Source organism: Shewanella decolorationis, assembly GCF_004354305.1.
GTDB classification, from domain to species: Bacteria; Pseudomonadota; Gammaproteobacteria; order Enterobacterales; family Shewanellaceae; genus Shewanella; species Shewanella decolorationis.
This window is the reverse complement of the sequence record NZ_CP037898.1, coordinates 2380094-2393669: the sequence shown is the minus strand read 5'-3', so window position 1 is coordinate 2393669 and position 13576 is coordinate 2380094. Positions and strand designations below refer to the sequence as shown.

At 48.1% G+C, this 13576-nt stretch carries 12 protein-coding genes; 7 read left to right on the top strand and 5 right to left on the bottom strand.

The genetic code is table 11. From position 1 onward, the window contains the following. The first annotated feature begins 484 nt into the window (after positions 1–484). From fccA to EYR25_RS10865, 3 genes are all read left to right on the top strand, one after another. Positions 485–2275, top strand: coding sequence for a fumarate reductase flavoprotein subunit FccA (fccA, locus tag EYR25_RS10875; protein ID WP_133180040.1), 1791 nt, complete (start codon positions 485–487; stop codon positions 2273–2275). 244 nt (positions 2276–2519) lie between these two features. Then, positions 2520–3509, top strand: coding sequence for a lactate dehydrogenase LdhA (gene ldhA / locus EYR25_RS10870; RefSeq protein WP_088210283.1), 990 nt, complete (start codon positions 2520–2522; stop codon positions 3507–3509). A gap of 67 nt (positions 3510–3576) precedes the next feature. Next, positions 3577–4314 (top strand): dienelactone hydrolase family protein, encoded by a 738-nt coding sequence (locus tag EYR25_RS10865; protein ID WP_133180038.1) that lies wholly within the window; start codon positions 3577–3579, stop codon positions 4312–4314. 104 nt (positions 4315–4418) lie between these two features. Here the strand turns inward: EYR25_RS10865 and EYR25_RS10860 are convergent, their stop codons facing one another. Together EYR25_RS10860 and EYR25_RS10855 are read right to left on the bottom strand one after the other, a co-directional pair. After that, entirely contained in the window at positions 4419–4946 is a 528-nt protein-coding gene (locus EYR25_RS10860) for a DUF3332 domain-containing protein (protein WP_133180036.1), read from the bottom strand. Positions 4947–5192: 246 nt separating this feature from the next. Further along, a complete protein-coding gene (locus tag EYR25_RS10855) occupies positions 5193–5738 on the bottom strand; it encodes a mechanosensitive ion channel family protein (RefSeq protein WP_133180034.1) in 546 nt (181 codons plus the stop codon). Between the two features lie 98 nt (positions 5739–5836). Between EYR25_RS10855 and EYR25_RS10850 the strand changes: the two genes are divergently transcribed. The 4 genes from EYR25_RS10850 to ahpF all read left to right on the top strand — a co-directional run bounded on the left by EYR25_RS10850 (position 5837) and on the right by ahpF (position 10937). Beyond that, positions 5837–6580, top strand: a complete 744-nt coding sequence (locus EYR25_RS10850) for a spermidine synthase (RefSeq protein WP_023266586.1) — start codon at positions 5837–5839, stop codon at positions 6578–6580. Between the two features lie 89 nt (positions 6581–6669). Then, entirely contained in the window at positions 6670–8205 is a 1536-nt protein-coding gene (locus EYR25_RS10845) for a leucyl aminopeptidase (protein WP_023266587.1), read from the top strand. Positions 8206–8552: 347 nt separating this feature from the next. After that, positions 8553–9122, top strand: coding sequence for an alkyl hydroperoxide reductase subunit C (ahpC, locus tag EYR25_RS10840; protein ID WP_011718128.1), 570 nt, complete (start codon positions 8553–8555; stop codon positions 9120–9122). Between the two features lie 231 nt (positions 9123–9353). Next, positions 9354–10937 (top strand): alkyl hydroperoxide reductase subunit F, encoded by a 1584-nt coding sequence (ahpF, locus tag EYR25_RS10835; protein ID WP_133180032.1) that lies wholly within the window; start codon positions 9354–9356, stop codon positions 10935–10937. Between the two features lie 75 nt (positions 10938–11012). Here ahpF and EYR25_RS10830 read toward each other — a convergent pair whose 3' ends face one another. The 3 genes from EYR25_RS10830 to recJ are packed head-to-tail and all read right to left on the bottom strand — an operon-like array spanning position 11013 to position 13566. Beyond that, positions 11013–11432 carry a GNAT family N-acetyltransferase gene (locus tag EYR25_RS10830; RefSeq protein WP_023266589.1) on the bottom strand — a complete coding sequence of 140 codons (420 nt, stop codon included), beginning with the start codon at positions 11430–11432 and terminating at the stop codon, positions 11013–11015. A 35-nt stretch (positions 11433–11467) separates the two neighbouring features. After that, positions 11468–11797 carry a hypothetical protein gene (locus tag EYR25_RS10825; RefSeq protein ID WP_039977826.1) on the bottom strand — a complete coding sequence of 110 codons (330 nt, stop codon included), beginning with the start codon at positions 11795–11797 and terminating at the stop codon, positions 11468–11470. Positions 11798–11841: 44 nt separating this feature from the next. After that, positions 11842–13566 (bottom strand): single-stranded-DNA-specific exonuclease RecJ, encoded by a 1725-nt coding sequence (recJ, locus tag EYR25_RS10820; protein WP_133180030.1) that lies wholly within the window; start codon positions 13564–13566, stop codon positions 11842–11844. Between the last annotated feature and the right edge of the window lie 10 nt (positions 13567–13576).

Sequence of the window (13576 nt, the reverse complement as noted above, 5' to 3'; positions counted from 1 at the left end):
AACACCACTTAAGTAACATTTTGGAAAAATATATTGTATTTTTTCAAAAATACACTAGCGCTCTATTATTATTTATTGAATACTCAATCTGCGAGCAAAGAATATTCCAAACGATAAATGCATCAAAATATACAAATAAAATCAAAAGGTTAAAAGCAACCAACTAACTACAGTTTATTTTACCATTCATGATTCAAATATAATTTAGCCCATCAAAATATGTTAACTCGTGCAAGTTATACCGTACTTACCGAGTGATTAACTTCAATTTCATTAATATTTTCAGCCATATTGCACATTTCTATTATGTAATTTTCAATGTAACAATCGTTATGTGACCTAAGCACACATATACCTCTTTAGATAGTGATAACTTTGTTCATGGAGAATGCTCTAAAAGTGCGTGAGCTACGCAAAATATAAATATCACGCCATAATTAATACCCCTTATTAAGTAGATGAAATGTACGGCGGAGGAACAATTATGTTCACAAGAAAGATTCAAAAAACAGCACTAGCCATGCTGATCTCTGGTGCAATGGCTGGCACAGCCTATGCTGCACCAGAAGTACTAGCCGATTTTCACGGTGAAATGGGCGGCTGCGATAGCTGCCACGTATCAGACAAAGGTGGCGTAACCAACGACAACCTGACCCATGAAAATGGCCAATGCGTTAGCTGCCACGGTGATCTAAAAGAACTGGCTGCAGCTGCGCCAAAAGATAAAGTTTCTCCGCACAAATCTCACTTAATTGGTGAAATCGCTTGTACCAGCTGCCACAAAGGCCATGAAAAATCTGTCACTTACTGTGATGCTTGCCACAGCTTCGGCTTCGATATGCCATTTGGCGGCAAGTGGGAACGTAAGTTTGTGCCAGTTGATGCAGACAAAGCGGCTCAAGATAAAGCCATTGCCGCTGGCGTGAAAGAAACCACTGACGTCGTAGTTATCGGTTCGGGTGGTGCAGGTCTTGCTGCCGCCGTTTCAGCCCGTGATGCAGGCGCGAAAGTGATCCTGTTAGAAAAAGAACCTATCCCAGGTGGTAACACTAAACTGGCTGCCGGTGGTATGAACGCCGCCGAAACTAAGCCACAGGCTAAGTTAGGTATCCAAGATAAGAAACAAATCATGATCGACGACACCATGAAAGGTGGTCGAAATATCAACGATCCTGAATTAGTAAAAGTTCTGGCCAACAACTCTTCAGACTCTATCGATTGGTTAACCTCTATGGGTGCCGACATGACTGACGTGGGTCGTATGGGTGGCGCAAGCGTTAACCGTAGTCACCGCCCAACCGGTGGTGCGGGTGTGGGTGCACACGTTGCACAAGTGCTGTGGGACAACGCCGTTAAACGTGGAACTGACATCCGTTTAAACAGCCGTGTTGTACGCATCCTTGAAGATGCAAGCGGTAAAGTGACCGGCGTTTTAGTGAAAGGTGAATACACTGGCTACTATGTGATCAAAGCCGATGCAGTCGTCATTGCTGCAGGTGGTTTTGCGAAAAACAACGATCGCGTCGCTAAGTACGATCCTAAGTTAAAAGGCTTTAAAGCGACTAACCACCCAGGTGCAACTGGTGACGGCTTAGACGTTGCGCTGCAAGCAGGCGCTGCAACTCGTGATTTAGAATACATCCAAGCTCACCCAACTTACTCACCAGCCGGTGGTGTGATGATCACCGAAGCGGTACGTGGTAACGGTGCTATCGTGGTTAACCGTGACGGTAACCGCTTTATGAACGAAATCACGACCCGTGATAAAGCGTCAGCTGCGATCCTGAAACAAAAAGGCGAAAGCGCTTACCTCGTATTCGATGACTCTATCCGTAAGAGCTTAAAAGCCATCGAAGGTTATGTTCACTTGAACATCGTTAAAGAAGGCAAAACCATCGAAGAGTTAGCGAAACAACTCGATATACCAGCAGCTGAACTGGCAAAAACAGTGACTTCTTACAACGGTTTCGTGAAATCAGGTAAAGACACTCAATTTGAGCGTCCTGATTTACCACGTGAGTTAGTAGTAGCGCCTTTCTATGCCTTAGAAATCGCGCCAGCGGTTCACCACACTATGGGCGGTATCGTGATTGATACTAAAGCCGAAGTGAAGAGCGATAAAACCGGTAAACCTATCGAAGGTTTATACGCTGCTGGTGAAGTGACTGGTGGTGTTCACGGTGCTAACCGTTTAGGTGGTAACGCCATCTCTGATATCGTGACCTACGGCCGTATCGCGGGTGCATCTGCCGCGAAATACGCGAAAGATCACTAATATCAAACGTTTCTAGGTTAAGGGACTAACCTAAGGCTCACATAGCACGACCATGAGAGCCCAGCTTGAATCTTCAAGCTTATCAGTACAAGCGAGCCGTCAGGGGCTCGCTTTTTTTATGATTTTTTGTGCAATTGATGACAAAGCTCACTCTTTTTGCGGGGTAAATTCAACACCAGAGGACAAATGTCGCCGAGTCACATACACTCAGTGCCAGTAACAATGTAACCTTTAGGTGATTGAAATGAGAATTGGATTTTTTAGCGCAAAACACTATGACATGCAGCATTTTAACCGTACAAATGCCGCATTTGGTGCGCAAATTGAGTATTTCGATTATCGCCTCTGCATGCAAACCGTTAAGCTTGCCGAAGGTTTTGAGGTAGTGTGCGCCTTTGTTAACGATTCCCTCTGTGAAGAAGTGTTAGTCGAGCTTGCCAAGGGTGGCACTAAAATCATTGCCATGCGCTGCGCGGGTTTTAACAATGTCGATTTAGTCGCCGCCAAACGCTTAGGCATGCAAGTGGTCAATGTGCCCGCTTATTCGCCCGAATCTGTGGCCGAGCACACAGTCGCCTTGATGCTGACCCTAAACCGCAAAATCCATAAGGCCTACCAACGCACCCGTGATGCGAACTTCTCCCTCGAAGGCTTGGTCGGTTTTAACATGTTTGGCAAAACCGTTGGCGTAATAGGCACAGGTAAGATCGGGGTCGCCACAATTAAGGTCTTGCTCGGGTTTGGCTGTAAAGTCATAGCCTTTGACCCTTATCCAAATCCTGCGGTAGAAGCGCTCAATGTGGAATATCAGGATCTGGACACCATTTATGCCAATAGCGATATTATCAGCCTGCACTGCCCATTAACCGCCGATAACCACCATCTGCTGAATAAAGAAAGCTTTGCCAAGATGAAACCCGGCGTCATGGTGATCAACACCAGCCGCGGCGGCCTACTTAATGCCTTCGATGCGATGGAAGCCTTAAAGCTCGGCCAGATTGGTTCCTTAGGGCTTGATGTGTATGAAAACGAAAAAGAATTGTTTTTCGAAGACAAGTCGAACCAAATCATTCAGGACGATGTGTTCCGTCGCTTATCCGCCTGCCACAACGTGATTTTTACTGGTCACCAAGCCTTCCTCACCGAAGAAGCGCTAGGCGCGATTGCACACACAACCCTGAGCAATGTCAAAGCGGTACTCGCGGGTGAGCGCTCTGGTAACGAACTGTTTTAACTGACAGAACCATACCTGACTGCTAAAGTGAGGCTTCAACATTGAAGCCTCACAGAGGAAACTAAATATGTTAGTGACTCAGCAAACTCAGGATATCAACACGCCCACAGGGCCGATGCGCACTTATGTCTATCGCCCAGATGCCCCAGGGCAATTCCCTTGTATCCTCTTCTATTCTGAGATTTTTCAGCAAACCGCGCCCATCGCCCGCACCGCGACTATTCTCGCAGGCCATGGTTTTGTGGTGTTAGTGCCAGAAGTATTCCATGAGCTAAATCCGATAGGCACAGTACTAGCCTATGATGATGCGGGTAAAGATAAAGGCAATGCCGATAAATTTGCCAAACCCTTAGAGCAACACGATAGCGACACCCAAGCCCTTATCGACTTTGTCCGTCAGCAGAGTTATTGCACCGGTAAGGTCGGCAGTATGGGCGTGTGTATTGGCGGCCACTTAGCCTACCGCGCTGCACTCAATCCCGAGATTTTGGGAGCGTTTTGCCTCTATCCGACCGACATTCATTCCAATACCCTGCCCTGCGCCTACGGCAATGATTCACTGAGTCGCAGCGGCGATATTCAAGGGGAATTAGTGTTAGTGTTTGGCAAGCAAGATCCCCATGTATCGCCCGAAGGTCGAGTTTTGATCCACCAACAGTTGATGGCTAAAAACCGTAATTTCAGTTGGTTAGAGGTTAATGCTCAGCATGCCTTTATGCGTGATGAAGGTGAGCGCTACGATCCCGCGCTAGCCCTGCAAATGTATCAACAATCCGTGGCGTTTTTTCACCGTGTATTGAGATAGGCGAAAGTATCAAGCCAACCCCTTAAACAATATGATTAATGGGTTGGCTTAGCCAAATGCTTAACTCTGAGAGCTTAAGCCTCTATATCTTCACACCTCAGGACTTACCCTTGTAAACGACTTTGGCTATAGGCCACCAGCTCTTGGTTGCTCACGCGGGCAATAAAAGTCTCGTCGAGGAAAAAGTCCACATCATCCCCCGATTTACGTCCCGACAGTAACTGAGAGCTGCCATCTTCGTAGGCTAAGGTCATGGTCACAGTGTGCTCATCGGGATAGGCAATTTGTGCCTGAGTCAGTTTAACGGGCGCCGATTTCAGCTCATCACTCACATGGGGATTTACCTTAAAAATCGCGTCCACAGGCATATCAACGACCGCAGGGGATTTATCGGTGATCGGGTTCTTACCCGTCCAAAACTCAATAGTGTTAACGATAAAGAGATCGCCCGTTGCCGCCAAACCATACACAGGACTTAACAGAATAAATAAGCCCGCACGGCCATAACGGTTATCTACAGCGCTTAGGTTGCCATTAGTCACCATTTGGCTCAGGCCCATTTGTCCCATACAACCTGTTAGTTGTGTGGTTAACAGCGCGCCAATCGTCACGGCTAAGAGTTTAGATTTCATTCGATTCGTTCCCTTGGTAAAAACAAAAACACGAATTCTAAGGATTAGACAGGGCTAAACCGTGCGACGGGACACAAACCAAGGTAAACAAAAGGGAATGGATGTAAGCAATAACGCTGATTTTGTTATGAAAAACACTTCAAGCAAGTAAAGTTCAGGGGAAGATAATAAATCTCATCAGTTCGCGACGCGCCGACAACAGTTTGCTAATAAATGTACTGCTGCGGCGCACATAAAGGAGAATAGTTACTCGAGGTCGAGTTTCTTTTTGCCATCCAGCAACGCTTGGCGCTCGGCAAGCGGCGCCTGATCCGCCAGCTTCAACACCGCCTTTTGCAGCATCAAATTGTTGGGATAGGTGATGGTATCGCCATTGTCCCTAAGGATAAGTACATGAAACAGCGCGATTTCAATAATCACGCCACTGATGTCTTCATCCTTATCCACCACCCGAATACGTTCACCAATCCGATACGGAAACACAAAGAAAATCAGCACGCCTGCGGTTAAATTACTTAGTATCGACCACTGAGCGACTAAGGCGACGCCCATCACCGCAAACGCAGATGAGACAAACAGCGACACGTCCTGATAACCCAAGCCGAGGGACACCGCCATCAAAGACAGAGTGATAAAAAACATCACATAGGAAATAAAACGAGTAACAAGGCTGGTACGCGCCGCACTCACCTGCTTCATTAGTGAGAGTTTTTTCACCCATTGGGTTAAAGCACGCTGCAAAAAGATAAACACCGCAAGATAAATACAGGCAAGCAGGATTTGATTTGTCATAATAGCCACTTAAAAAACGAAACCAGCTGAATTCTAACTTTTTTGCACCAGCAGTTATAGAGTCCCAGATCAGCCCAACGCAAATAGAGTAATAAGTCATGGCCGACGCCACTTTGCTACACGAAACCCAAGATGCCCTAGGGCCAATCCGCGTGCTCGACTATGGTGATACCCGCGTGCTGTCCTTTGGCGACAACGATGAGCAGAGCAAAATTCTTAAAACCGCCCCGCACATCCCACAACATACCTATGTGCAAGGCATGCTACTGGTGTTGTTATTTTGCCAACCCAAAAGCGCCATCGTACTCGGCCTTGGCGGCGGCGCCCTCATACATGCCCTGCGCCGCTTCGATGCCGCAATTAAACTTACCGCAGTTGAACTTCGCCCGGCCGTGATTGAACTTGCCAAGCGCTACTTTCAATTACCGATTGGCAAAAAGCTTAATCTAATCAACCAAGATGCAGTCGCCTTTATGGCATCGGCCGAGCATAAAAAGGTCGATGTGATTTTTGCCGATATCTACAGCGCCAAAGGAGTCGATACGGGGCAACTCTCGCCAATCTTCCTTGAGCAATGCACACAACTCATTAAACCCAATGGTTATTTAGTGTTGAACTGCTGGAAGGAACACAGCCAAAATCGCGAGTTACTCGCCGATCTGCAACGCCATTTTGCCCACGTGCATGCCTGCCTCACCAGCGGTGGCAATTGGGTGATTTTTGCCAGCCAAACACCGCAATCTTTGGGCGCGTCGGCACTAAAGAGTCAGGCGCAAACCCTGTCACAGCAACTGGATTTTGCCCTTGAGCGTTCACTGACACGCTTTGGCCCTTGGAATTAAGATTAATCTCAGTCAAATGACTTAAATTAGTTAACCCTAAGACTCAGCTTTGCTATGCTTCTCACTCTCTACCGATTTGAGTTGTCACCATGAAAAATAAGAATAAATTTTTGTTAAGCGTTATGGCTCTGGCGTGCCTTAACTCTCTCAATGCTAACGCCGAAACCTTTAGTTTTGACACTCGTAACTCACTCAATTCCGACACATTAGTGCTGTTCCAAAGCGCTGATTCGACAACCTATAGTCTCGATTTTTTACCCCAATCGACTCAAGACCAACTCAACCTTGCGGTCGCCGACAACAGTTTTTCGGGTAAACGCGGTGAAATCTTAGAAATCCTAGTCCCGAGCGAAATCGATGCTAAGCGGGTTTTATTAGTTGGAATTGGTGATGCTAAGACCTTAACACCCGGTGAAATCAACATCTTAGGGGGCAATATTGCCGCCAAGCTTGAAACCGTGCCTCAAGCCACTGTGCGTGTGCTAACCCAAGGCTTAAGTAACGCGCCGCTGTTTGGCTCCGAATTAGCCCATGGTATTGAGCTGCGCAGCTACCGCTACACTCAATTTAAAGCCAGCAATCGCGCTGAGAAGAACTATCAAATCGGGGTTGATGACTTAAGCCTAAACCAAAAACACCATAAGAATCTGCAAGCTATTGAAGCGGGTGTGTTTTTAGCGCGGGACCTCACCAATGCGCCAGCAGGCATTATGTATCCCGAAAGCTTTGCCAACGAGGCGCGTAAGCTTAAGTCCCTCGGCGTAAAAGTCACAGTGCTCGAAGCCAAAGATATTGAACGCTTAAACCTCGGCGCCTTAGCCGCGGTGGGTAAAGGCAGCGAGCGTCCACCTAAGCTGGTTGTCGCCCACTGGCCCGGTAGCAAAGAAGCGCCTATTGCTCTGGTGGGTAAAGGCATTACCTTCGACTCTGGCGGCTATAATATCAAGGCCACAGGCACCTCTATCGCGCGAATGAAGTCCGATATGGCGGGCGCAGCGACCGTGCTCGGCACAGTCAAGGCCATGGCTATTCAAAAGGCGCCGGTAAACCTAGTTGCGATTATGCCGATGGCGGAAAACATGGTATCGGGACATGCAATGATCCCAGGCGATGTGATTAAAACCGCCCAAGGCCTTACGGTTGAAGTGCTCAACACCGATGCCGAAGGCCGCTTAGTGTTAGCCGACGGTCTCTGGTATGCCCGTGAGAATTATCGTCCTTCGATTATCGTCGATGTGGCGACCCTAACAGGCTCAAAAGTGGGCGCGCTGGGTAGTGTGTATGCGGGATTGTTTACCGATTCTGAGCCGCTAGTGCAGCAGCTCACCTTTGCGGGTCAACAGGTGGGTGAAAAAGTCTGGCGCTTGCCCTTAGATCAAGCCTACGACGATGAGCTAAAATCCACCATCGCCGATTTGAAGAATACCGGTAAAGAAGGCAGCGCTGGGGCATCGTCTGCCGCCATGTTCCTCAAACACTTTGCGGGTGAGCAACCTTGGGCTCACCTCGATATCGCTGGCAATGCCTTAACTGCCACCGATACTGCCGTGGTGCCAGCTGGCGCCACTGGCTATGGTGTGCGCCTACTCAGCACTTGGTTAACTCAGCCTAAGGCGCAAAACTAGAACCTAGAACCTAGAACCTAGAACCTAGAACCTAGAACCTAGAACCTCAGTAGCTTGTTGTAATCGTTTTGATGTTTGAAGGGATATCGTCGATATCCCTTTTTTATTGCCTTTCTTATGTCTACTTAACCAAAGTAAACAATCAATTAGCCGCTAACACGCGCCAGTACTGCAAAATCGATTAACCCACTCTCTCAAATCCTTTAAATTCGACAAAACCGATTAGGATGATAGTTTTTATGCGTTATATTTATCATTCTGGACTGGGTAATATGCTTCACATCAACGGGACACAAGTTAAGTGACTCGTACTTAATTCACCATAATCAACTAAATGGAAGCATAAAATGACTCAGTCAATTATCAACAGCACAATCAAACCATTCAAAGCCACTGCTTACCACAATGGTGAGTTCGTTCCTGTAACTGAACAAGATCTGTTAGGTAAATGGTCAGTTGTATTCTTCTATCCAGCAGACTTCACTTTCGTTTGCCCAACTGAATTAGGCGACATGGCGGATCACTACGCTAAGTTACAATCTATGGGCGTTGAAGTTTACTCAGTATCGACTGACACTCACTTCACTCACAAAGCATGGCACGATACTTCTGACACCATCAAGAAGATCAACTTCCCAATGCTGGCTGACCCAACTGGCGTGATCAGCCGTAACTTCGGTGTGATGATCGAAGAAGAAGGTTTAGCACTGCGTGGTACTTTCGTTATCAACCCAGAAGGCCAAGTGAAAGTTGCTGAAATCCATGACCTAGGTATCGGCCGTAGCGCGTCTGAACTGGTTCGTAAGATCCAAGCAGCTCAGTACGTTGCAACTCACGATGGCGAAGTTTGCCCAGCTAAATGGCAACCAGGTGACGAAACCTTAGCACCATCTTTAGACCTAGTAGGCAAAATCTAATCTAGCCTAAAGGTCAACCCCGCCAACCTAGTATCTCAAGCTAGTTGGCAGCGCAGTAAGACGGCAATTGCACGCATCCCGATGAGCTTAGTATCTAAGTGATTGGGGTGAGTAAATGCAGCCAACGCAACTGCGGTGCCAAATAGGAAGAGAGAACCGCCCCCCTGCAAGGTTCTAGGTTGGCCCCCTCGCGTTTTCAATTATTTCATTTTCAAAGATTTTGGAGTCATCATGTTAGATGCGAATTTAAAAAATCAACTGCAAACCTATCTGCAAAACCTCAAGAGACCAGTTGAACTTGTCGTGTCAGCAGATGAAAGCAAGAAGTCTCAAGAATTAAAAAGCTTAGCCAATGACATCGTTAGCCTTTCCTCTTTAGTGAGCATCAAAGAAGCTCAAGGCCAACGCACGCCTGCGATGACAGTGGTTAACCCTGCACTCAATACTCAGATTAGCTTTGCTGGTCTGCCTATGGGTCACGAATTTACCTCACTGGTGTTAGCCCTGCTGCACAGCGGTGGACACCCAATCAAACTCAGCGATGACATCATCGAGCAGATCCGTAATCTGCCCGGCAAATATGAGTTTGAAACCTATGTGTCACTCACCTGCCAAAACTGCCCTGACGTGATTCAGGCGCTGAATATGATGGCGGCGATTAACCCGAACATCACCAACGTGATGATCGACGGCGCCCTGTTCCAGGACGAAGTGGCGAGCCGCAACATCATGGCCGTACCTTCTGTGTACTTGAATGGTGAAGTGTTTGCCGCCGGTCGCATCAGCATTGGTGAGATTTTAAATAAACTCGATACTGGCGCAGCCAGCCGTAAAGCGGAAGAACTGAGCCAAAAAGCCCCATACGAAGTTTTAGTCGTCGGTGGTGGCCCTGCTGGCGCTGCGGCAGCAATTTACGCTGCCCGTAAAGGCCTGCGTACCGGTGTGGTGGCCGACAAATTCGGTGGTCAAGTCGCCGAAACAGTTGGTATCGAAAACTTTATTTCGGTAAAAGCGACTGAAGGTCCAAAACTGGTGGCTAACCTTGAAGCCCATGTGCGCGACTATGAAGTCGATATCATGGATAACCAAAAAGCCGTTAAACTGACGAGCGATGGTTTATTTGAACTCGAACTAGCAAGCGGCGCTAAACTGCGCAGCCGTACCATACTACTGGCAACCGGTGCTCGCTGGCGCGAAATGAATGTCCCTGGCGAGAAAGAATACCGTGGTAAAGGCGTTGCATACTGCCCACACTGCGACGGTCCATTATTTAAAGGCAAACGTGTAGCAGTGATCGGTGGCGGTAACTCAGGTATCGAAGCAGCCATCGACTTAGCCAATATCGTTGAGCATGTGACCGTACTAGAGTTTGATAGCAAACTGCGCGCTGACGATGTATTGCAACGTAAAGCAGCCTCTATGGGTAACATCAAAATCATTACTCAGGCGATGACCACAGAAGTGACAGGCGATGGTACTCGGGTGAATGGCCTAAACTACACCGACCGTGCAACAGGTGAAAGCCACCATATCGCACTGGCAGGGATCTTCGTACAGATCGGTTTAGTGCCCAATGCCGAATGGTTAAAAGGCACAGTGGATTTGACTCCTCGCGGCGAAATCATCGTCGATGAGCGCGGCCAAACCTCAGTACCAGGCGTATTTGCCGCAGGTGACGTGACTAACTCACCTTACAAGCAAATCATCATCGCTATGGGTAGCGGTGCCAATGCCTCACTGGGTGCATTTGATTACTTAATTCGCCATAGCGATGACAGTACCGAAACCAAAACCACAGACACCAAAGCGGCTTAATCGTTAATCATTAACCGCATAAGATAAGAAGCCAGCGCAAGCTGGCTTTTTGTTTTAGTGCTAACAATCCCTGTTCTACAGGTAAGCATTCTCAAGCCTTATTTGCATTAGGGTTTCTGGTGTATCGACCGCTTTGAAACCAAACTGGGCGTAGAGTCCATGGGCATCGCGGGTGGCGAGCATTATGCGTCTTAATCCTTGCAGATCAGGATGTTCCATAATTGCTGCCATCATCATTTTACTTAACCCTAAGCCGCGGTGAGATTCGAGGACAAACACATCGGCAAGGTAGGCAAAGGTGGCTTTATCAGTAATCATGCGCGCAAAAGCAAGCTGTTGATTATCTCTATCAAATACTCCAAAACATAAACTGTTGCTCAGCGCCTTTTGCAGCAGCGCGGCAGGCATACCCTGTGCCCAATAACTGTTGGCAATAAAACCATGGATAACATCAAAATCCATTTCCGATAGCTCACTGCTGACTCGATATTCCATTTGTCGCTCCAATATAGCGTTAAATACCGTTTAATCTAGGTATGTTTTGCACTCATAAATATCATCAACACCATGCCCAGCAACACCACTTTTGCCAATGAATACATAGCTCCAGCAAAGGAGCCTCCACCATGATAGCTAAAAGCAAGATGGCGATTGATCTCAAATCGAAAAGAGTTAGCCAAATGGCGATAAGCAAGAAAATAAAATAATGAGGCAGCTGGCCAAATGCCGATAATCAAGGTTTGCCCCTGTGCCTTTGTCGTCAAGACCGCCGAAACCCAGGGAATACAAAGGCAAACCGCATATATCCAAGCAAAACGCTTAAGTAACTGGCGGATCTTTTTGTCTGATAGTGACTTCAATCTAAAATTCCTTTTCACCTTTATTTGCCCGCTATCAGCGCGGATCACATCGGTTCAATTTGCTCGACCATCAACTGCAAAGTGAAATTACCTCGATATTCGTTCACATCCAGCTTATATACAATGCGCGCATGTTGAATTGTCGCATCGGGCCAAGTGTGTAAATCCACATTAAAGGCAATCGCATCCAACATCACAGTGCCGCATGGGGTTTCAAGCACTAATTTAAGGTGGCGCTCCCCCACTATCCGCTGCTGGATAATCTTAAAATAGCCATCGAATAATGGCTCCTCGAAGGACTGCCCCCAAGGTCCCGCATTACGGAGTAACTGAGCAATTTCAAGGGTAAGTTCCGTCGGCGTTAATTCGCCATCGGACCACAGCTCGCCCGTGAGCTGCTCAGGCTTTAACAGTTCACGCACCGCATCATCATAGGCTTTAGCAAAGGTTGCAAAGCCGCCTGACTTTAAGGTTAAGCCTGCCGCCATTGCATGGCCGCCAAATTTGCTGATAAGCCCTGGATGGCGGGAGTTAACCAACTCCAGCAGATCGCGCATATGCAAACCTTTGATGGAGCGCGCCGAGCCTTTAATTTCGCCATTACCCGCGTCGGCAAAGGCGATAACAGGTCTGTGGTATTTATCTTTAATTCGCGAGGCAAGAATACCGATAACCCCTTGGTGCCAATCCTCTTGAAAGAGGGCAATACCCCACGGGAGTTGCTCTTCATTAAGCTTTAGATATTCAAGACTTTTCAGCGCCTCTTGCTGCATCCCAACCTCAAGCTCACGTCGCTCTTGGTTGAGGCTATCGAGTTCTGCCGCCATCCGCCTTGCATGCATGATGTCTTCGCACAGCAGGGTTTCGACCCCAAGCGCCATTTCATCCAGCCTGCCGGCGGCATTAAGCCTTGGGCCTACCGCAAAGCCAAAGTCTGAAGCGACAATTCTAGCGGGGTTACGTCTCGCCACTTCGAGTAAGGCGGTAATGCCCACGCGGCAACGACCACTGCGTACCCGCGCCAATCCCGCCTCAACCAAAATACGATTGTTGGCATCGAGCGACACCACATCGGCCACAGTGCCAAGGGCAACAATATCCAGCAGAGTACCGAGATTAGGCTCAGCAATGCCGCGGGCTTGATACCAATGACGAGTGCGCAGCTCTGCCCGAAGCGCCGTCATCAAATAAAAGGCAACCCCGACGCCGGCAATCGATTTACTGGCAAACTGGCAACCGGGCTGGTTGGGATTCACTATGGCGTCGGCATCTGGTAACTCATGGCCGGGTAAGTGATGGTCGGTGATCACCACCTGCATACCAAAGGCCTTGGCGGCGGCTACGCCCTCAATCGAGGAAATGCCGTTATCCACTGTGATAAGCAATTCTGCCTGTTTAGTTGCCGCCACGGCGACAATCTCAGGGCTTAGGCCATAACCGTAGTCGAAACGATTGGGGATCAAATAATCGACCTTACTCGCGCCCATCATTCGCAGCGCAAGGATACACACACTTGTCGAAGTGGCACCGTCAGCATCAAAATCGCCGACGATCAGGATCGACTTCTCCAGTTGCATTGCATCGGCAATCAACTTGGCGGCGCGATCCAATCCCTTCATAGTATCGGGTCTTAACAGGCCTTTAAGCACTAGCTCGCACTCGTTGGGCATAACACCACGGCGGGCATAAAGCTGTCTTAATAACGGCGGAAGGTGCGCGGGTAAATGGCTATCATCAACGGTTGGACGACGGACTATCTTATGGATCAAGGAAGCAAAC

Bases quoted from the DNA above. Each gene is read 5' to 3' on its own strand.
- EYR25_RS10860 (WP_133180036.1), bottom strand. From the start codon at position 4,946: ATGAAATCTAAACTCTTAGCCGTGACGATTGGCGCGCTGTTAACCACA.
- EYR25_RS10845 (WP_023266587.1), top strand. From the start codon at position 6,670: ATGAAAAATAAGAATAAATTTTTGTTAAGCGTTATGGCTCTGGCGTGC.
- fccA (WP_133180040.1), top strand. From the start codon at position 485: ATGTTCACAAGAAAGATTCAAAAAACAGCACTAGCCATGCTGATCTCT.
- ahpF (WP_133180032.1), top strand. From the start codon at position 9,354: ATGTTAGATGCGAATTTAAAAAATCAACTGCAAACCTATCTGCAAAAC.
- EYR25_RS10855 (WP_133180034.1), bottom strand. From the start codon at position 5,738: ATGACAAATCAAATCCTGCTTGCCTGTATTTATCTTGCGGTGTTTATC.
- EYR25_RS10850 (WP_023266586.1), top strand. From the start codon at position 5,837: ATGGCCGACGCCACTTTGCTACACGAAACCCAAGATGCCCTAGGGCCA.
- EYR25_RS10865 (WP_133180038.1), top strand. From the start codon at position 3,577: ATGTTAGTGACTCAGCAAACTCAGGATATCAACACGCCCACAGGGCCG.
- ahpC (WP_011718128.1), top strand. From the start codon at position 8,553: ATGACTCAGTCAATTATCAACAGCACAATCAAACCATTCAAAGCCACT.
- EYR25_RS10830 (WP_023266589.1), bottom strand. From the start codon at position 11,432: ATGGAATATCGAGTCAGCAGTGAGCTATCGGAAATGGATTTTGATGTT.
- ldhA (WP_088210283.1), top strand. From the start codon at position 2,520: ATGAGAATTGGATTTTTTAGCGCAAAACACTATGACATGCAGCATTTT.